General features: G+C 57.0%; 17 protein-coding genes and 1 tRNA gene. 13 read left to right on the top strand and 5 right to left on the bottom strand.

Annotated features, from left to right (window positions below):
- Positions 1–583: 583 nt before the first annotated feature.
- The 8 genes from RA29_RS03590 to RA29_RS03560 all read left to right on the top strand — a co-directional run bounded on the left by RA29_RS03590 (position 584) and on the right by RA29_RS03560 (position 7,148).
- Positions 584–913: a hypothetical protein gene (locus RA29_RS03590; RefSeq protein WP_052249449.1), complete on the top strand. Its 330-nt coding sequence runs from the start codon at positions 584–586 to the stop codon at positions 911–913.
- Between the two features lie 393 nt (positions 914–1,306).
- Positions 1,307–1,903 (top strand): recombinase family protein, encoded by a 597-nt coding sequence (locus tag RA29_RS03585; protein ID WP_082029418.1) that lies wholly within the window; start codon positions 1,307–1,309, stop codon positions 1,901–1,903.
- 465 nt (positions 1,904–2,368) lie between these two features.
- The gene (locus tag RA29_RS03580; protein ID WP_152612912.1) at positions 2,369–3,490 is read left to right on the top strand and encodes an ROK family protein; all 1,122 of its coding nucleotides are present in this window, start codon (positions 2,369–2,371) and stop codon (positions 3,488–3,490) included.
- Complete coding sequence (locus RA29_RS22710) at positions 3,462–4,208, top strand: hypothetical protein (protein ID WP_152612911.1); 747 nt, start codon at positions 3,462–3,464, stop codon at positions 4,206–4,208. Before RA29_RS03580 ends, RA29_RS22710 begins: the two co-directional genes overlap by 29 nt.
- 724 nt (positions 4,209–4,932) lie before the next feature.
- Positions 4,933–5,517 (top strand): hypothetical protein, encoded by a 585-nt coding sequence (locus tag RA29_RS03575; protein WP_039682972.1) that lies wholly within the window; start codon positions 4,933–4,935, stop codon positions 5,515–5,517.
- Complete coding sequence (locus tag RA29_RS03570; RefSeq protein ID WP_039682970.1) at positions 5,514–5,882, top strand: hypothetical protein; 369 nt, start codon at positions 5,514–5,516, stop codon at positions 5,880–5,882. The genes RA29_RS03575 and RA29_RS03570 overlap by 4 nt, the downstream gene beginning before the upstream one ends.
- 67 nt (positions 5,883–5,949) lie before the next feature.
- On the top strand, positions 5,950–6,282 hold the full coding sequence (locus RA29_RS03565) for a hypothetical protein (protein ID WP_039682968.1): 333 nt from the start codon (positions 5,950–5,952) through the stop codon (positions 6,280–6,282).
- Positions 6,282–7,148, top strand: coding sequence for a type IV secretory system conjugative DNA transfer family protein (locus RA29_RS03560; RefSeq protein WP_039682966.1), 867 nt, complete (start codon positions 6,282–6,284; stop codon positions 7,146–7,148). Before RA29_RS03565 ends, RA29_RS03560 begins: the two co-directional genes overlap by 1 nt.
- 28 nt (positions 7,149–7,176) lie before the next feature.
- Here RA29_RS03560 and RA29_RS03555 read toward each other — a convergent pair.
- Positions 7,177–7,252, bottom strand: a tRNA-Thr gene (locus RA29_RS03555).
- Between the two features lie 128 nt (positions 7,253–7,380).
- Here RA29_RS03555 and RA29_RS03550 point away from each other — a divergent pair.
- On the top strand, positions 7,381–8,172 hold the full coding sequence (locus tag RA29_RS03550) for a type IV pili methyl-accepting chemotaxis transducer N-terminal domain-containing protein (protein ID WP_039682964.1): 792 nt from the start codon (positions 7,381–7,383) through the stop codon (positions 8,170–8,172).
- A 3-nt stretch (positions 8,173–8,175) separates the two neighbouring features.
- Here the strand turns inward: RA29_RS03550 and carB are convergent, their stop codons facing one another.
- Positions 8,176–11,508: a carbamoyl-phosphate synthase large subunit gene (gene carB, locus RA29_RS03545; protein WP_039682962.1), complete on the bottom strand. Its 3,333-nt coding sequence runs from the start codon at positions 11,506–11,508 to the stop codon at positions 8,176–8,178.
- A gap of 171 nt (positions 11,509–11,679) precedes the next feature.
- On the opposite strand from carB, the gene RA29_RS03540 reads away from it, so the two are divergent.
- A complete protein-coding gene (locus RA29_RS03540; RefSeq protein WP_039682960.1) occupies positions 11,680–12,351 on the top strand; it encodes an HAD-IA family hydrolase in 672 nt (223 codons plus the stop codon).
- Here RA29_RS03540 and RA29_RS03535 read toward each other — a convergent pair.
- On the bottom strand, positions 12,348–13,595 hold the full coding sequence (locus tag RA29_RS03535; protein WP_052249448.1) for a cyclopropane-fatty-acyl-phospholipid synthase family protein: 1,248 nt from the start codon (positions 13,593–13,595) through the stop codon (positions 12,348–12,350). The two genes, RA29_RS03540 and RA29_RS03535, sit on opposite strands and share 4 nt — an antisense overlap.
- A gap of 64 nt (positions 13,596–13,659) precedes the next feature.
- The gene (locus RA29_RS03530) at positions 13,660–14,424 is read right to left on the bottom strand and encodes an alpha/beta fold hydrolase (RefSeq protein WP_039682958.1); all 765 of its coding nucleotides are present in this window, start codon (positions 14,422–14,424) and stop codon (positions 13,660–13,662) included.
- A 76-nt stretch (positions 14,425–14,500) separates the two neighbouring features.
- Here RA29_RS03530 and RA29_RS03525 point away from each other — a divergent pair, with 76 nt between their 5' ends.
- On the top strand, positions 14,501–14,875 hold the full coding sequence (locus tag RA29_RS03525; protein ID WP_052249447.1) for a hypothetical protein: 375 nt from the start codon (positions 14,501–14,503) through the stop codon (positions 14,873–14,875).
- 15 nt (positions 14,876–14,890) lie between these two features.
- Entirely contained in the window at positions 14,891–15,883 is a 993-nt protein-coding gene (locus RA29_RS03520) for an NAD(P)H-binding protein (protein WP_193743453.1), read from the top strand.
- A gap of 16 nt (positions 15,884–15,899) precedes the next feature.
- On the opposite strand, the gene glyA is transcribed toward RA29_RS03520, so the two are convergent.
- Entirely contained in the window at positions 15,900–17,195 is a 1,296-nt protein-coding gene (gene glyA, locus RA29_RS03515) for a serine hydroxymethyltransferase (protein ID WP_039682956.1), read from the bottom strand.
- A gap of 184 nt (positions 17,196–17,379) precedes the next feature.
- On the opposite strand from glyA, the gene RA29_RS03510 reads away from it, so the two are divergent.
- Complete coding sequence (locus RA29_RS03510; RefSeq protein WP_039682954.1) at positions 17,380–18,141, top strand: NAD kinase; 762 nt, start codon at positions 17,380–17,382, stop codon at positions 18,139–18,141.
- Positions 18,142–18,226: the final 85 nt, after the last annotated feature.

Here is an 18,226-nt window from a genome sequence, read left to right as displayed (position 1 = left end):
CCGGTCTTAACCTCTGCCGATGTGTTTCAGTGGCGCTTTCGCGGTCAAGGTCCGGCTCACCTGCAGAAAAATAACAAGTGAGCCGGGTATTGATGCAGGGCGGGAAGTCATCGAAATCGCGAGACGCCATCCTGCTGTTCCATGGCTAAGCCACCACTCACGGAACACAGTGACTATGCATTATTTACCAAATGTTAAAAAGTAAGGGATTCCGTAGTGTCCCCACTTCGCCCTATATCGCGAGGATTGGTATCCTGATCACAACCTGAGATTGGGCGATCCTTGTGTCGGCAGCCCTGCAACTATGGGATGTATGGAATGTAGGGTGCCGGTCCACAAACGAAGAGGTCCACCGACTTTGAAAGAAGAGATTTGGTGCAGTTGACCAGACGGATCTAGAACCCCCATCACTTGTTTCTTTGCTTGATGAATTGGAAGATTGGGGCGCTGTTCTCGAGGCGGAACCGGAGATTGTTCGTTGGTTGAATGAGTTCGAAGCAGCTGCAGCCCCGCCAACGGGAAGTCCAAAGAGCAAAGTACGAACGGCGTACACGCCGCGCAAGCGGACACGAGGACCGTCGCTATGAGCGGCACCCAGAAAAACGCCTCGAAGCGCACCACTATCTCGCCGGTAACGTTGCGCCTGACGCTTGCTGAACGCAAGCGACTGGAAGAATTGGCAACAGGTATGACGCTGTCAGCCTACATCCGGGCCTGTGTGTTCGCCACCGAAGAGAAGCGTCGAAAATCGCGGCCCAAGGATGTGGTGGCGGACAGGAAGGCTGTGGCAGAGGCTTTGGCACTGCTCGGGCAATCGCGGATCGCCAACAATCTCAACCAACTCGCGTATCACGCAAACATCGGCGCACTGGCGATTGATGAAGCTGAGAAAGCGCAGATTGCTGAGGCCTAGTGCCATGCGTAGATGCACTGCATCCCCGAGGCGTCGGGCTTATCGGCAATCCATCGCGCTGTGGCCAAGCCTTCAACCGTCCCTGAGAGATACGCAAAGCGCTCATCATCTCCCATCTGATTGAGAACGTCGTCTGCCGTTTGAGCGGCTGCAAATTGCGCGGCGCAACACATTGCAATCACAGATGAAAGCATAACCGAATATGGTAAATATTTACTTAATTTCAGTCTGTTACGATCCAACATAAAGGACCGTTTGTGCGTTAAATTTGTGCCAGAGCCGTGGACTTTGGTAAACTGGTATCAGATGAAGGGAATGCGCGAGTTAGAGCGGTTTCGATGGTCGAATTCAGCTCCTCGCGGGCAGCAACGCAGAAAGGGTCGTTTTTGTTGAATGCGGCCTCTTCGGAGCGGGTTGTTGCTAAGAACGCCTATGAGAATTGGATATCTACGTGTGAGCACAGAGGAACAGTGCATTGACCGCCAAGTCGATGCTTTGTCCCCTATTTGCGATGAACTGTGCATTGAGCGGTTATCCGCAGCCGCCAAGCACCGACCCATCTATGCGGACGTGATCAGCCGTCTCAACCACGGTGACACCTTGGTCATTCTCGACCTTGATCGTGCATTCCGTTCGGCGAAGGACGCGTTGACCGAACTCGATATGCTCACTGAGCGAGGCGTCGTGATAAAGATTGTGTCGATGCAGATCGACACAGCAACACCCCATGGCAAGCTGCTCTATACCTTCATCAGCGGCTTGGCAGAGTTCGAACGCCAGCTGCTCAGTCAGCGAACCAAGCAAGGTCTGGCCGCCGCGCGGAAACGAGGTAAACGATTGGGTCGTCGCCCCAAAATGACGGATCAGCAAGTCCGAGATGCTAAGCGTAGGCTTGCTCAGTCAAACATGTCTCTCGCCGACATTGCCAAGATATATAGCGTCCATCCATGGACCCTTACCCGGTCTCTCCGTCGCTTATTCCCTGAATAAGCAAGGATCTTTCGGGCTGTGCAACAAGCAAGCCTGGCCAGCCGCGCGACCACGGGGAGCGCGGCGCAGGAAAGCGTACCGTGAGACCCGCTGCGGCTATCCGCTCAGCTTGATCCCTTGCGTGAACAGGCTGCGAAAAGGCCGTTGTGACCCGCCTTGGGAGATCTGAGTGTATACGCTGCGGCAGCACCAATTGGAGCACTTATTGTAATCTGACTTTTTCTTGCATCTAACTTGCGCACTGCTTTCGGGGACAGGATTGTGGTCACTGTGGCCTACCTTAACGGCGTCTAAGTTACAGCTAGCTACAGTGTCTGACGGATATGAGTTACAACTCTCAACTCGGTGACTGGCTGTTAGGAAACTGCAGAAAGCCTTACCTCGAAGTCACTTCCATGCTGGTTATTTGACGACACTCATGTTCCCTTAAACTTTGAATTCGGAGCTATACGCGTGGAGGTCGGGATGAACCGGAAGGTTGTTGCTGGAGTTTACATCGAGCGCGATGGTGTAACTGTTATGTGCGCTTCACATGACGACTTTTTGTTGCCTAAGATAAACACCGACCATGTAATTCCGAGGATGGGACCAGAGCTTCGCGTTGAAGCCCTAGATGAGCGGAAATGGCATCCGAAGGATTCTGACTCGGCAATCGCTGCCGTACAGGAAACGGTAGAGGACATAGTAGACGCTTATCCTGATATACAGAGCATAGCAGTTGCGGGCTTCGGAACCTTTGTCTCGCTCATGCGCTCGAACAAGGAATTCTACGGAAAGGTGCATGAGAAGTTTGGTCATGACCCATTCAAAGGAATCAACCTACATAATTTGGTTCGAGAAAGATTGCTGACTTCGAACGCATCATGCTCAGCCAAGGTCAGTGTTCACACTGACGCTCATGCTTATACGCTAGGCGAGGCAATCAATCGTTCTAATGAAAAGAACCACCTACTCGTGGGAATTTTGTGCACTGAAGGAATAGGCGGAGGGATTGTCCGAGGAAACTCAACGTTTCAATCGGCTCTTCATCCAGAGTTTGGACTAATTACGCCACGTATTCACCATGGTGACGACATCCTGAAAAAAGCAGGAGCGGCAGATGACCCCTACTGGGCGTTCTCTAGAAGCTTCGGCGAAGTCGCAAGTACAGAAGCGATGCGCCAGCGTTTCGCTGAAGACGCTAACGTCTGCTATGAGAATGTTTCAAATGATGACTTATTGAAGCTACACGAACGGCATTGGGAATTTAGGTCGTACTACCTTGCGCAGCTATGTTTCATTTGCACCTCTTTGCTCGCTCCACATGGGATTGTGGTTGCCAGTGACCTCGACCCAAATGGCACACTACTGGATGAGGTTGTAGGGCACTTTGACCGTATCGCCGAAACGCGCGAACTTGATGGTCAGCCTATGCTTGACTATGAACAGTATAGAAAGAACCCAAGATTTGTTTCGGGCTTGTCCATGTACAGGCATGATAAACTGAAGTCGCGTAAACCCAGCATTCCTATCACAGGAGCCCTGGGTGCATGCTTGTTGGCAGCGAGGGTGAGCCGAGGTGGGCACGCAAAAAGCAACACAACCTAGCAGTCAGGTTCGCAATGGAACTCGATCCCGCCCAACTTCGGTGAAGGATCCAGATGTTGAAGATCCAATCCGGTTGCGTGACTTGGCGCTGCAGAGAAGGCAAGATCGAGAGCTGCGTGTAGATACCTATCTACTTGACAATAAACATGAAAATGGCAGTATAGGTAGCCCAGAAAGGGCAAAGAAGGGAGATGCTGCGGAGTCTAAATCAACCCTACCGCCATCAGCGAATGTGCCTAACGATGACAAAAGAAAGGCTTACGTCGAAAACCTAACGCCTGAGCAAATTCGAGAACGTTTCTCAGAAGGTTTAGCAAGTTCGTCGGACACCGGAATCGTAGCGGCGGCGAAACTGTTGGCTGCATCAAGACTAGGAATCGAGTTTGGGCTCATGACGCACCCATTAGGTGACGCAAACCTACCAGACAAAGCCCCGATTTTGTGGAAGGAACGAACCTCCGGGCGTGAAGTCAACGCTGCCCAGTTCATTCGTATCCATTACGCACCGTGGCTTGGAAACGGCCTTCTGAGAAAACATATTGGCGTTCTAGATCCATCTCTGGGCGAAGCGTACTCCCAAAGAATCAAGAACCACCCCGAAGACACAATTGACGAACTTCCATCTGAACCCAGAGTAAAGGTAGAAGACCCCGCCGAGGCACTTCAAAGAATCAAAGATCAAGCAAAAACAAGGCTTTCCAGGTTTCGCAAAAAATAACCGGAAACGTTTATTGTAAATAAAGATTTTGACGATAGATTGCTCCTTACCATCAAGCAAGCACTGCCGTGCGAGTACGTGGAACAATTAGGAGAAGCTCAATGAGCAACAATACAACTACAGGTTCACCAACCCTTGATTGGGTGCTTGGCTCCCAGGGTGCCTGGATTGGGTCGCCCTATGGTTTGCTTGGAGCGTCTACTCGCAAGTAGCCCGCATCCAACCAACACAGGTGAAGGAAATGTGTAACGCTCATCCAACCTAAAGAGCGCAACCGAACCTAAGAACCGGCGGCAGGCAAAACTGGTACTTTTGCCTGCTCGCCACTGAACACCAACGTCCACCTCGCGAAAGATCAACATAGGAGCTCGGCGCTTATGTATCATAGCTATGACTCATCGCACCAGCGAAATTGCCCTGTATGTGGCGGACTGATTGCTCACAGTTTCGACCATCATGGACACCTCCATCGATCAGATCATGTTCGGAGCCATCACATGCCATCCAGAATGGAAACCCACTGGGGGCAACAGATGACGCATGCAAAAACCATGAAGTGCCGTTGCGAACAACGATCTCACTGGCACGGTCGATAAAAACACTTCAAGCCACCCGCCTGTTTTTGCAGGTGGCTCCCAAATCCCAGTCCACATTCGATCTTCCTCAACGTTCTCAATTGAGGCGAACGGAGAAGCTTGGCCAAAACACGGAAAGGATCAGGCCAATGATGAACCAACTATCTGAAATAGCCCCAGCAGGAGCAGTCGCCGCGTCACTGGTATGGGCAGTAATTTCCTACGAGTTTTCCGGCCCAGAACTGGCAGACCGCATTTCGTATGCCGACTATATCGCAACCTGCGAACAACGCGTTGCGCAAGGTGCATCTCGTGCTGTCGAAGGATCGATCAACCAAACCAACCAAGTTTCGGATATGGAAAGGCGGGCACAGGCTGCTCGCAACTACGTCCGAGCACTGGAAAATGCCTACGGCGCTGAGAACATCCGAGGCTTCGATATGTTCATGGGCGGTGCGATTTCTCAAGCAGTCAACCAAGCCGAAGCGCTCGAAAGGCAGGCCCGTGACGCTCGCAATCAGGCGCGTCGCATGATCCAAAACCGTCGTGACGCTGTGATCGATACAGCGAAAGATCAATGTTCGTGCCAGGTTGCCGCGGCGCTCGGTGAGTCCCGCGTCGATTGGGCTGTCTTTGCGGGCACTTTTGGGATCATCGAAAAGGAAGGTGTAACCAACTTTTCTTCCCGCATGCGTGCCAACTCACGGATGTGTGCTGAGCGGGTGCTGTCATGAGCGAAGCACTGTTTAAAGGCGATGGTTTCCTCGTGACGCATGGAATACTCAGAACACCGCGCAGAACCTATGAGCTCAAGAACGTTGAAATTGTGACCGTTAAACAGCCACTGCTTCTGCTTTTTGGTGGGGTTGGCCTAGGATTGGTCGGCTTTACGGTCTCCTTCTTCAGGTACCTATACGTTCCGGAAGTGATTGCGCTGGTTGGCTTTGCGGCAGTCTCGATTGCTGTATCGGCGATGTTCGGGACTCTGAAGGTCCATTCTTTGGCGATGCGTTCCGACGAAGGCACACTTTATGGCAGGATCGGTACCTTACGCGCTGTCAAAGAAGCTGTGAGCGAAGCCCTCGATGCTCGTGACTGATCCAAGTGTGCGACCAGAACGGTCGCGCACTACCCCACCTTCCAGCAGATTTCGAAAAGGTGTTTCCATGTTCAAGATCAAGTCCAAGAACACTGAAACGTCCGGCACTTTTTCCGAATTTGGTACCGTGCTGAAAGTCAATGGCCGGTTTCTCTTGGCAGCCACATTAGCACATTTCGCGTGGAGAGCTTGGCCATCCGAAGCCGAACACTGGGGCTTTGTGTTCGTTTCTTTCTGCTTCGGCGCAGTGGCAATTGGGCAAGTCGTCCATGGTCTGCGAGACCTGATCGCTTTGTTGAAGCGCGAAAGCGTAATCGGAAAGCAGGTCAAAGACGCCATGACCGCGAAACACGCCCGCGAAGTCACCCGAGACGTCCTCGAAGATGCGGGGATGAAGTGATGACCAAACCGCCGATAATCCGTAGAGCGATTGCCCTTGATGATGACGATAAGGCCATCATGGAGCCGGACAACACGTCATCTGCACTCATCATTGGGGGCATTGGATCGGGCAAAACAACGACCGCTATTCTACCTGCCATTCAAGCGATGATCGCCGACCGCAATCGCGGAATCATCATAAATGACGTAAAGAACGGCGAGATCGGATCTCAAATAGCTGAGATGGCCGAAAAGCTGGGCCGCAAATTTGGGGTCATTGATCCGTGCAACCGACTAGGCGCTGATTTTCCTTGGAAGAAGCGTGTGAACGAGCTTTCCGGCTTGGTAACAGCTTATCAGCAGGGTGATCCCGGACTTCTGTTTATTGTCGACAATGTGGCGAAGACGCTTGTTCCGGATCGAGACGATCCCAAGAACCATTATTGGTATGAAGAACAGCGCATTCGCATCCGTTTTGGGCTGCGTTTCTTGTTGGAACGAAGCCCTTCGCTTTGCACCCTTGGGGGGCTATCGCATTTCATTTCGGACATACCCCGGTTCGATAGTTTCGTCGACATCGCTGCTGAGGAGGCAGAGGCTCGCACGCTGCGGGTACTTGCTTCGCAAATTCGCGAAATGCGAGATCGCAACCCAGAACATCACTTCCAGCATATGGGCTCGGCCATCTCGGCTTTGCATCTCTTCGATGAAGGGCCGTTGCATCATGCTGGATTTGATCCTGACCTCACGCACGAAGAAATTATGCGTGACAACTGGATCATCTGTTCCGTCCTACCTGCACGTTTCATGGAGCAGACCGCATCCACTATGACCGAAATAAGGGACCTAGAACCGCCCAAATCGGCTTACCATTCAAGGCTTTAAAGGTGTTTGAGGGTAAGGATGTCTGTTTTGGTGCCGCTGAAGGGACTTGAACCCCCGACCCCATCATTACGAATGACGTGCTCTACCAGCTGAGCTACAGCGGCCTGAGCGGGCGTTATACCCGATGCTCGGATCAGGGCAAGACCGGTGAGAATGAAAACATGCCGGCACCTTTAATCCGTCCTTAAGGCCTGATGTCGTATCGCAGAGAAGGCAGCTTTGAGGGTGCTTCATGAGATTTTTGACCCGTCTCTTTGGTGTTTTGACGCTGGTGCTTGGGCTTTGCGGTCCGGCGGCACGCGCCGATACGCTGACCGTGAGAGACTGGGCAGATCAGGCGGTATTGGTGCACCGGGTCACAAAGTCAGTATGCCTTCTGTTCGTTGGTGCAACGATGGAGGTGCATTTGAAAGATGTGGCGGATTCCTCTGCGCGGCTGATGGCGCGATCCGGGACCCTTGGCATTGTCGCCGCTGCGGACTTGTCGTTGTCGGCCGACATTGCAACACTGACGAGCTCTGCCAGACAGATCGCTGCAGGTGACCGGCACTCAGTAGCAGTCAGGTTACTTCTGAGAAAAAACCCCGTGCTGTCATCACGTTACGCGGACAAAAGGACGGACGCTTTGTCTGGTGTCGCTGATCAACTTGATGGGTCATATGCACTTCTTCAGGAAATGAGGGTACTCTCGCAAAAGTTTCAGCGCGATCTGTGTCTCTTTCTGACGGACCTGGCACCGGCCGACGCCGCGGGTGCGGTATCCAGCGACATCGCGATGTTTGAAAAAGCGCTGGATCAGCTTGTGAATGGGGATGCGGCAGCTGGGCTCGTCGCAGCCCCGAACATTCACATCAAGGTCACTCTTGGAAAGGTCATGGCCAAGTGGCAAACGCTCAAACCCATCCTGACCGCTGCCGCGGCGGGCGAGGTGCCTGATCCGCGGAACGCCCAGCTTGCTTCGGTGCTCGGTGACGCGATACTTGTCAATCTAGACGACGTGTCGGACAGGTTTGAGGCTTTGTGACGCTTATCCCTGAAGCGCTTTGACGCCCACATCACCCTGTGCCTGCTCGCGTATAGCCAAGGCTGCGGCATAGGCACCGGCAGCGGTGGTGAAGTACGGTATCTTGTCGTAGAGCGCGATGGAACGGATGGACTTACTGTCCTCGACCGCTTGTGCCCCCTCGGTGGTGTTGAAGACCAGCTGAATACCGTTGTCCTTCATCATGTCGGTCACGTCCGGGCGGCCCTCATAGACCTTGTTGACCACACCGCAGGGAACGCCGTTTTCCTGAAGCCAGTCCGCAGTTCCGCGCGTCGCCACTGCCGTGAAACCAAGATCGTGCAGGATATGCGCGGCCTCAAGCATCTGTGGTGTCTTGTCCATGTCCTTGATGGAAATGAAGGTACAGCCCGCATTGGGCAGCACCATACCGGCCCCCATCTGCGCCTTCAAAAAGGCGCGCGCAAAGGTGCGGTCCCACCCCATGACTTCGCCAGTTGAGCGCATTTCGGGGCCAAGGATCGTATCAACACCCGGGAAGCGCGCGAAGGGCAGCACAGCCTCTTTGACCGAGAACCAGGGCATGTTCGGGTCTGCGAGCGTCATAGGATCGGCTAGGGGCAGGACGCTGTCATAGCTTGCATCGGCATCATAGGCCGGACGTTGCGGGAAGTTCGACAGAGGTTCACCTGCCATGACGCGCGCGGCGATAGACGCGATGGCACTGTCGGTCGACTTCGCCACAAAAGGCACCGTGCGCGAGGCACGCGGGTTCACTTCAATCAGGAAGATGTCTTTGCCCTTGATCGCAAACTGAACATTCATCAGCCCCACGACATTCAATGCCTTGGCCAGCGCATGGGTCTGTGCCTCGATCTCCGCAATTACTTCGGAGGTGAGAGAGTAGGGAGGCAGCGAACACGCGCTGTCGCCCGAGTGCACGCCAGCTTCTTCGATGTGTTGCATGATGCCTGCGACATGCACGTCCGTGCCGTCACATAATGCGTCCACATCCAATTCAACGGCACCCGCCAGATAACTGTCGAGCAGAACGGGGCTGTCGCCCGAGACCACCACTGCCTCGGAAATATAGCGCTCAAGGCTGGCCTGATCGCGTACGATTTCCATCGCCCGTCCGCCCAGCACGTAAGAGGGGCGGATCACCAGCGGGAAACCGATATCACCAGCAATCTCAAGCGCTTCGGCGTCGGAGTGCGCAATCCCATTCTTCGGTTGCTTGAGACCCAGTTCGTTGACCAGCGCCTGGAACCGTTCGCGGTCTTCTGCCAGATCAATGGCGTCGGGCGTGGTTCCGAGGATCGGAATGCCCGCATCCTCTAAGGCGTTGGCCAATTTAAGTGGCGTCTGCCCGCCGAACTGCACGATCACCCCATGCAGCGTCCCGTTGTCCTGCTCGACCCGCAGGATTTCCATGACGTGTTCAAAAGTCAGGGGCTCGAAATACAAGCGGTCCGATGTGTCGTAGTCGGTCGAAACCGTCTCGGGATTGCAGTTGACCATGATGGTTTCATAGCCCGCATCCGTCAGCGCAAAGCAGGCGTGACAGCAGCAATAGTCAAACTCGATCCCCTGGCCGATGCGGTTGGGACCACCCCCAAGGATGACCACTTTCTTACGCTCGGACGGCCGTGCCTCGCACTCGACAGCACCGAAGACTGGCGTTTCGTAGGTGGAGTACATATAGGGTGTTTGCGCCTCGAACTCTGCGGCGCAGGTGTCGATCCGTTTGAACACTGCGCGCACGCCTAGATTTTCGCGCGCGCGGCGCACCTGCGCTTCGTCCCGACCGGTCAGTTGACCCAGTCGCGCATCGGAAAAGCCCATCATCTTGAGCGCGCGCAAACCTTCTTCGGTCACCGGCAGGCCAGCGTCACGCACCTGCGCTTCTGCGTCCACGATTTCGCGAATGCGGGCAAGGAACCACGGGTCGAACTTGGTTGCGGCAAAGATGTCGTCGTCGCTCAGGCCATGGCGCATTGCTTGCGCGATCAGGCGCAGGCGGTCCGGGGTCTGGGCCGAAATGGCCTTGACCACGGCGGCCTTGTCCGGCGCGCCGGGAATGTCGATGTCGTCCAGACCGACAAGGCCCGATTCCATCGACGTCATCGCCTTTTGCAGCGACTCGTGGAAGGTGCGGCCAATGGCCATCACCTCGCCCACGGATTTCATAGCAGTGGTGAGCGACGCCTCGGAGCCTGGGAACTTTTCAAACGCGAATTTAGGGATTTTGGTGACGACGTAGTCAATTGTCGGCTCGAACGAGGCCGGCGTAACCTTGGTGATGTCGTTGTCGAGCTCATCCAGTGTATACCCGACCGCCAGCTTGGCCGCGATCTTGGCGATAGGGAACCCAGTCGCCTTCGACGCAAGGGCCGAGGACCGGGACACGCGCGGGTTCATCTCGATCACCACCATGCGCCCGTCTTCCGGGTTGATGGCCCATTGCACGTTGGACCCGCCGGTCTCCACCCCGATCTCGCGCAGGACCGCGATCGAGTGGTTGCGCATGATCTGGTATTCTTTGTCCGTCAGCGTCAGGGCAGGGGCCACAGTGATGCTGTCGCCCGTGTGCACGCCCATCGGGTCCACGTTTTCGATGGAGCAGACGATGATGGCGTTGTCGGCAGTGTCGCGCACCACCTCCATCTCATATTCCTTCCAGCCCAGCAGCGATTCATCGACGAGGATCTGGCCAACAGGCGAAGCGTCCATGCCAGACCGGCAGATCGCCTCGTAGTCGTCGCGGTTATAAGCCACGCCGCCGCCCGTGCCGCCCAGGGTAAAGGCCGGGCGAATAATGGCAGGCAGGCCGATCTCTTCCAACGTCTCTAGGGCGATGGCGACGCCCGCATTCAGGTCTTTGTTGCCCTTGTCGTCCTTCGGCGCTGTAACGATGGCGGCGCGCGGGTTTTCAATGCCGAGCCGGTCCATGGCTTCGCGGAACAGCTTTCGATCCTCAGCCATCTCGATAGCGTCGCGTTTGGCGCCGATCATTTCGACACCGAACTTGTCCAGCACGCCCATCTCTTCCAGTGCAAGTGACGTGTTCAGCCCAGTCTGTCCACCCATCGTTGGCAGCAGCGCATCGGGGCGCTCCTTTTCGATGATCTTGGCGACGACCTCGGGTGTGATGGGTTCGATATAGGTGGCGTCGGCAAGCCCGGGATCCGTCATGATCGTGGCCGGGTTCGAGTTGACCAGGATCACCCGGTACCCTTCTTCGCGCAGCGCCTTGCAGGCCTGGGCGCCGGAGTAGTCAAACTCGCAGGCTTGTCCGATGACAATGGGACCCGCGCCGATGATCATGATCGACTTGATGTCGGTACGCTTTGGCATCTTGGCCCCCCAAATGTGCAAATTGTCCTGCCTTATAGGGATGGCGAAGGAAGGTGCAAGAGGGCGCAGGCGCGTGTCGGTGAAAAAGGCGGCAAGGGGGGTGGAACTCTTTGTTCCTTGAAACAGTTTCCCGCATGTGCGCGGCCACAATCACTCACATGGGAAACGGAAATGTCCTATTCTGCACTGCTTTTGGGTTCTATCGGCGTTCTGGCGGAAACATCCGATATGCAACGACGCGCCTTTAACACCGCGTTCGAGATGAATGAGCTGGACTGGCACTGGGATGACGAGACGTACCACGCCTTGCTTGAGGTTCCCGGCGGGAAAGCCCGTTTGAACTATTATGCTACGGCGCAGTCGGTCGAGATCGATATTGATGCGATTTACGAGGCGAAACTGGATGTGCTTGAAACCGTTCTGGCCGACGGCGTTGATCTTCGCCCGGGCATCGCGGACCTGATCGCAGAGGCACGGGCGCAAAACATGAAGATCGGGTTTGTCACGGCAACGGACCCGCGTCAGGTCGCTGCATTGCTCAAGGGGCTGGAAGCAAACGTGGACCCGTCCGTGTTTGACTTTATCGGTGACCGCACGATTGCTGCCCGCACCAAACCGGCGCCCGATATCTACAATGAGGCATTGCGCCAACTGGGGGTCACAGCCAATGCGGCATTGGCAATCGAAGACACACCTGAAAGCGCACAAGCCGCAGTCGCAGCGGGCATTCGCACCTTGGCCTATCCGGGCGCGCAGGCGCGCAGCCGATCATTCGGCGACGCAGTGGAAGTCATGGACATCCCTCATGTCTCGCTCTTGCGTGGTGCTGCTGTGGCCGCTTAAGCGTCTTCGTTGATCCGCTGCTCTGCAACAGTGTGGTCGGTCGCAGCGGTGCTGTGCAGGTAGTCCCGTGTCAGCGGGACCGCATCGCGCCGATGCGCCAGTTGCAGGTGGTAAACGCCCTGCATCTGGTGTTCGAACGCCATGATACAGACGGTCAGGTAATAACGGAACATACGGACAAATCGGTCGTCATAGCTGCGCGTGATCTCATCCAGATGTGCTTCGAACCGGTCGCGCCAGTGGCGGATGGTCTTGGCATAGTGCAACCGCCATACCTCGATATCGGTTTGCCAAAGGCCTGACCGCTCCACCGCGGGCGACAATTCGGACAGCGAGGGAACATAGCCGCCGGGGAAGATGTATTTGTTGATCCAGGACGAATGTGCCATCGGCGGTGCGGACCGGCCGATGGTATGGATGAGTGCGACGCCATTGGGGTCCAACAGTTCGGCCACGCGGCCGAAATAGGTATCGAAATTCGGCACGCCGACATGTTCCAGCATCCCAACCGACACAATCCGGTCGAACGTGCCCTCGGTGTGCCGATAGTCTTGAAGCCGAAATTCGATCTGCCCTGATAACCCGGCCTCTTCCGCACGCCGGCGCGCCGTAGCAAGTTGGTTCTCACTCAGCGTGATGCCCGTCACATGACAGCCATAGTCCCGCGCCAGCGTCAGGGCCATGCCGCCCCATCCGCACCCGATGTCCAGTACCCGCATGCCCGGCTCAAGTAGCAGCTTGCCCGCGATATGCTGTTTCTTGGCGATCTGCGCCTCTTCCAGCGTCATGGCATCGTCGCGGAAATAGGCGCAGGAATATTGCATGTCCTCGTCCAGAAAGAGCCGGTAGAGGTCGTCGGAGATGTCATAGTGGTGCGCCACATTCTTGCGCGACGCGCTCGGGGCGTTGTTCTGAATGAAGCGGCGCATGTGAAAGCGGGCGCGGTTCGCCATCACGATCCATGAGGGAATATGCCCCTTGAACCGGTTGCGCACGACAATCTTCAGCGCATCATCAAGGGTACAGTTCCGGGGCGTGATGGTGCCGTTCATGTATCCTTCGCCAAGGCCCAGGTCAGGGTTCACAATCAGCGCTCGCAGCGTCGCGGTATCTGCGATTGCAAGATGCGCGAAGCCGCCTGTGTCGGGGCCATAGTCGCGCGTTGTACCATCCGGATAGGTCAGGCTCAGTCGGTCCTCGACCATCATACCGGTCAGAAAACGGTCAAGCAGTTTCTCCCACATGATCGCACCCTTGCAGTCACTCCCTGCATAAAATTTGGGGCGGTCAAAGCGGTTACGTCAAGGGTCAGGCGGCCGGAGCATCCAGATAGGCGCGTACGGTGCCCTCGAACGCGCGCGGATCGTCCGCGTGCAGCCAGTGCCCTGCGCCAGGAATCTTGACGAAACGGGCAGCGGGAAACAGTGCGCGTATGGTGGGCCGATAGTCAGGTGTGACATAGTCGCTTTGCCCGCCCGACAGGAACAAGGTGGGGCCGTCAAATGTCTCAGACACATCGGGAAAGCCAAGGATCGCAGGCATATTGGCCGCCAGCGCGTCCACGTTCAGCCGCCAGCGCCGTTCTGCCACGTCCAGCGACTGGGTCAGAAAACTGCACAACGCGGGCTCTACTCCGTGTGCAGCAAGTTGTGCATTTGCGTCCGACCGACGGGTGACCGAACTCAGATCAACAGCCCGCATCGCCTCAATGTACTGTATTTGACTGTGTCCATAGCTGACCGGCGCAATATCGCCGACGACAAGCCTGTGCACGGTATCCGGGCGCGACAGGGCAAGCATCATTGCCGCCTTACCCCCCATAGAGTGGCCAACCACATCCATAGGGCCGCCCAGCGTATCGATCACTTCTGCCAGATCACCGGCTAAATCGGCATAGCTATGATCGTCGGACCAGAAGCTGTGGCCGTGATTGCGCATGTCCACCGTGATGACCCGGCGCGTGTCGGAAAGACGCTTGGCGATCACACCCCAGTTCCGCCCCGAACCATAGAGGCCATGGGCAATCAAAAGCGGGGTGCCGTCTCTGTCCCCATATTCGGAATAGCTGAGCATGGGCCAAGGCTTAGCGACATCGCACCGCGCAGGCCAGAGGCATTGAGCACCGCCGGGTGCCGGGATAGAAACCCATATGGAAACGGAACACAGCATTCAGGCGCGGGCGAACCGCATTCAAACCGCGCTACACGCCGCTTTCGGTGTGCGTGGCAAGACCCTGTCTGCGTCGCTGCGCAAGACGGGCCGCCGCTTGCCCAAACGCCTTCGGGCTGACGCGCGCCAGATCCTGGATGCCCAGGGGTTCGGCGGGCACCCCAAACTCATGCGACAGGTGGATGGTTCCGCGTTGAAAGCGGCCGAGGATCGTGTGCTGACGTATCTTGACGGGATCGACCGCGCGGACCGACGCAAGGGGTTTTGGCTGGGTGTTGCGGGTGCCATCGCCTTCAACATCCTCTTGGTGTTGGCCGGTGTCGTTTTCTGGATGTGGTGGGCCGGCCATGTCTGAGTGGCGGACGAAACGGTGACCGACGGCGACGGGTCGAACCCAACCGGCTCTAAGCGGGTTTTGGTCTTTGGTGCCACTGGCACCATCGGTCGCGCGACAACCGCTGCACTGGTCGCCCAAGGCTATGAAGTGACTTGCTTCCTCCGCAAACCCGCCGAAACGCCTGCGTCTCTGTCCGGTGCGCTGCTGCGATACGGGGACGTGACAGACAAGGCGTCGATCCGCGACAATGCGTTTGGTGATGCGCCGTTCGATGCCGTGATTTCCTGCCTCGCCTCACGCACGGGCGCACCCGCCGATGCCTGGGCCATCGATCACCGCGCAACCGTCAACATCATTGAAGCCGCGCACGCCTCTGGGACACCCCAGATGGCTCTGCTTTCCGCTATCTGTGTGCAAAAACCGCGCCTCGCTTTCCAGCACGCGAAACTCAAGGCGGAGGAGGCCCTGATCGCCTCTGGCCTGACCTATTCTATCGTGCGCCCGACGGCTTATTTCAAATCACTGGCCGGACAGATCGCGCGTGTGCAGCAGGGCAAACCGTACCTTCTGTTCGGGGACGGAGAATTGACGGCCTGCACCCCGATCAGTGATCGGGACTTGGGAACGTACATGGCCGAGTGTCTCACGGCAAAAGAGCGATGGAACCAGATCCTGCCAATCGGCGGACCAGGCCCCGAACTCACGCCGAAGGCGATGGGCCAGCACCTTTTTGACCTGTTGGGGCAAACGCCAAAGTTCAAACATGTGCCGGTCGGCATGATGCGCGCTATTGCAGGCGGGCTGGGTGCGGCCAGCCACATCGTTCCGCCACTGGCGGCGAAGGCCGAATTTGCACGGATCGGCCTCTACTACGCAACCGAGTCAATGCTGGCGATCAACCAGGACACCGGTGAATATGATCGGGATGCGACGCCCTCGACCGGGCGCGATACACTCTTCGACTATTACGCCGCTGTCCTACGCGGGGACGCAACAGTCGAGCGCGGGGATCACAGCGTGTTCTGAGACCCCCGTCGCAATCTTACAGGTTGGGATACAGCGGGAAGCGGGCGCACAGTGCGCTGACTTCGGCCTTCACCTTGGCTTCGACAGCGCTGTTGCCGTCTTCGCCATTCCCGGCCAGCCCATCGACCACCTCAATGATCCAGTCGCCAATCTGACGGAACTCTTGCTCACCAAAGCCGCGGGTCGTCCCGGCAGGCGATCCCAACCGGATGCCCGAGGTGATCGTCGGCTTCTCATCATCAAACGGCACACCGTTCTTGTTGCAGGTGATATGTGCGCGGCCCAACGCCTTTTCGGTTGCGTTGCCTTTCACGCCTTTGGGGCGCAGGTCGACAAGCATCACATGCGTGTCGGTGCCGTGGGTCACGGTGTCCAGCCCACCTTTATGCAATTGATCAGCCAGCGCCTGCGCGTTCTTGATCACCTGCTGCTGATACAGCTTGAAGGACGGGTCCAGCGCCTCGCCAAAGGCCACGGCCTTGGCCGCGATCACGTGCATCAGCGGACCACCTTGAATGCCTGGGAAGATGGCCGAGTTGAACTTCTTCGCCAGCGCCTCGTCATTGGTCAGGATCATGCCGCCACGCGGGCCGCGCAGGGTCTTGTGCGTCGTCGTTGTTGCCACATGCACGTGGGGGAAGGGCGAGGGGTACTCGCCCGCAGCAATCAGGCCCGCAAAGTGGGCCACATCCGCCAGCACCCATGCGCCGACCTTGTCGGCAATCTCGCGTATGCGGGCAAAGTCGATGACGCGCGGGATGGCAGAACCACCGGCAATGATCATCTGCGGCTTGTGCTCAAGCGCCAACGCTTCGATCTGGTCGTAGTCGATGTCGAGCGTGTCACGGCGCACACCGTATTGCACGGCGTTGAACCACTTGCCCGATTGGTTGGGGCGCGCGCCGTGGGTCAGGTGACCACCAGCATCCAGCGACATACCCAGGATCGTGTCACCGGGTTGCAGCAGTGCTTGGAACACACCCTGGTTTGCTTGCGAGCCTGAGTTCGGCTGCACATTGGCAAAGCCGCAGTTGAACAGTTGCTTGGCCCGTTCGATGGCAAGGTTCTCGGCGACATCCACAAAGTGGCACCCGCCATAGTAACGACGACCCGGATACCCTTCGGCATATTTGTTGGTCATCACGCTGCCTTGCGCTTCCAGCACGGCGGCAGACACGATGTTTTCGGACGCGATCAGCTCGATCTCATCCCGCTGGCGGCCCAACTCGTCCCGGATCGAGCCGAAAAGCTCGGGATCACGGTCGGCCAGGGACTGGGTGAAAAAGCCGTCGGTGCGATGGGGCGCATTCATGGGAACTCTCCTGCGTGTGGACTGAGTCGATGTGGTTGGCCGTTTCGTATCGGAAACCGACCGTTTGAGCAAAGGATGTATCCCGACCATCCATCCACCGCCAGCGACAAAGCGCGCTGGGTGCTGGTAAGGGGTGAAAAGATATGGTTCTTTCGGCGCAGAACGCACGCCATAGGAAACTGGAATGTCTATGAAGATCGCCTTTGCGGCCAGCCGCGCACCTGTGGCCCAAACCGCGCGGGCTGCCCTGATCGGGCGCTATGGCGATGCGGAACCCGAACAGGCTGATGTGATCGTGGCGCTCGGTGGCGATGGGTTCATGTTGCAAACCCTGCATGGCTCTCAACATCTGAACAAGCCGGTCTATGGCATGAACCGTGGAACCATCGGCTTTCTGATGAATGAATATGGAGAGTCCGATCTGGTAACCCGGCTTGAAGCGGCAGAGGAGGCGGAGCTGAACCCCCTCTCTATGACCGCCTGGACGCCGGAGGGTCAAAGCCACAAGGCGCTTGCCATCAACGAAGTGTCCCTTCTTCGCGCAGGCCCGCAAGCGGCCAAGCTGCGGATCACGGTCGACGGGCGGCTGCGCATGGATGAACTGGTGTGTGACGGGGCCCTGGTCTCCACGCCGGCAGGTTCGACGGCCTACAACTACTCGGCCCACGGACCCGTGTTGCCCATCGGCTCCGACGTTCTTGCGCTCACCGCTGTTGCCGCATTCCGTCCACGCCGCTGGCGGGGGGCGCTTTTGCCCAAGACGGCCAAGGTCCGGTTCGACGTGCTGGAAGGGGACAAGCGCCCGGTGATGGCCGAAGCGGACTCGCGCTCCTTTTCCAATGTATCGGCGGTCGAGATCGAATCCGACCCGTCCATCGTCCATCGCATCCTGTTCGATCCCGGCCATGGCCTCGAAGAGCGGCTCATATCCGAACAGTTCAACTGACGTAAACGACACGAGGCTAGATCAGACCGTTTGCCAACGCCGTGCCGTCCTTGCTTGGCGTAGACCGCCTGGTCTGTTATCGTCT

The organism is Tateyamaria sp. ANG-S1 (assembly GCF_000814025.1).
In the GTDB taxonomy this organism is placed as follows: domain Bacteria; phylum Pseudomonadota; class Alphaproteobacteria; order Rhodobacterales; family Rhodobacteraceae; genus Tateyamaria.
The sequence above is the reverse complement of the archived record's forward strand: the minus strand, read 5'-3'. Positions and strand labels throughout refer to the sequence as shown.

Coding starts and splice junctions, on each gene's coding strand:
- carB (WP_039682962.1), bottom strand. CDS start 11,508: ATGCCAAAGCGTACCGACATCAAGTCGATCATGATCATCGGCGCGGGT.
- RA29_RS03535 (WP_052249448.1), bottom strand. CDS start 13,595: ATGTGGGAGAAACTGCTTGACCGTTTTCTGACCGGTATGATGGTCGAG.
- RA29_RS03565 (WP_039682968.1), top strand. CDS start 5,950: ATGTTCAAGATCAAGTCCAAGAACACTGAAACGTCCGGCACTTTTTCC.
- RA29_RS03525 (WP_052249447.1), top strand. CDS start 14,501: ATGGAAACGGAACACAGCATTCAGGCGCGGGCGAACCGCATTCAAACC.
- RA29_RS03530 (WP_039682958.1), bottom strand. CDS start 14,424: ATGCTCAGCTATTCCGAATATGGGGACAGAGACGGCACCCCGCTTTTG.
- glyA (WP_039682956.1), bottom strand. CDS start 17,195: ATGAATGCGCCCCATCGCACCGACGGCTTTTTCACCCAGTCCCTGGCC.
- RA29_RS03540 (WP_039682960.1), top strand. CDS start 11,680: ATGTCCTATTCTGCACTGCTTTTGGGTTCTATCGGCGTTCTGGCGGAA.
- RA29_RS03570 (WP_039682970.1), top strand. CDS start 5,514: ATGAGCGAAGCACTGTTTAAAGGCGATGGTTTCCTCGTGACGCATGGA.
- RA29_RS03580 (WP_152612912.1), top strand. CDS start 2,369: ATGAACCGGAAGGTTGTTGCTGGAGTTTACATCGAGCGCGATGGTGTA.
- RA29_RS03590 (WP_052249449.1), top strand. CDS start 584: ATGAGCGGCACCCAGAAAAACGCCTCGAAGCGCACCACTATCTCGCCG.
- RA29_RS03560 (WP_039682966.1), top strand. CDS start 6,282: ATGACCAAACCGCCGATAATCCGTAGAGCGATTGCCCTTGATGATGAC.
- RA29_RS03510 (WP_039682954.1), top strand. CDS start 17,380: ATGTCTATGAAGATCGCCTTTGCGGCCAGCCGCGCACCTGTGGCCCAA.
- RA29_RS03575 (WP_039682972.1), top strand. CDS start 4,933: ATGATGAACCAACTATCTGAAATAGCCCCAGCAGGAGCAGTCGCCGCG.
- RA29_RS03550 (WP_039682964.1), top strand. CDS start 7,381: ATGAGATTTTTGACCCGTCTCTTTGGTGTTTTGACGCTGGTGCTTGGG.
- RA29_RS03585 (WP_082029418.1), top strand. CDS start 1,307: ATGCGGCCTCTTCGGAGCGGGTTGTTGCTAAGAACGCCTATGAGAATT.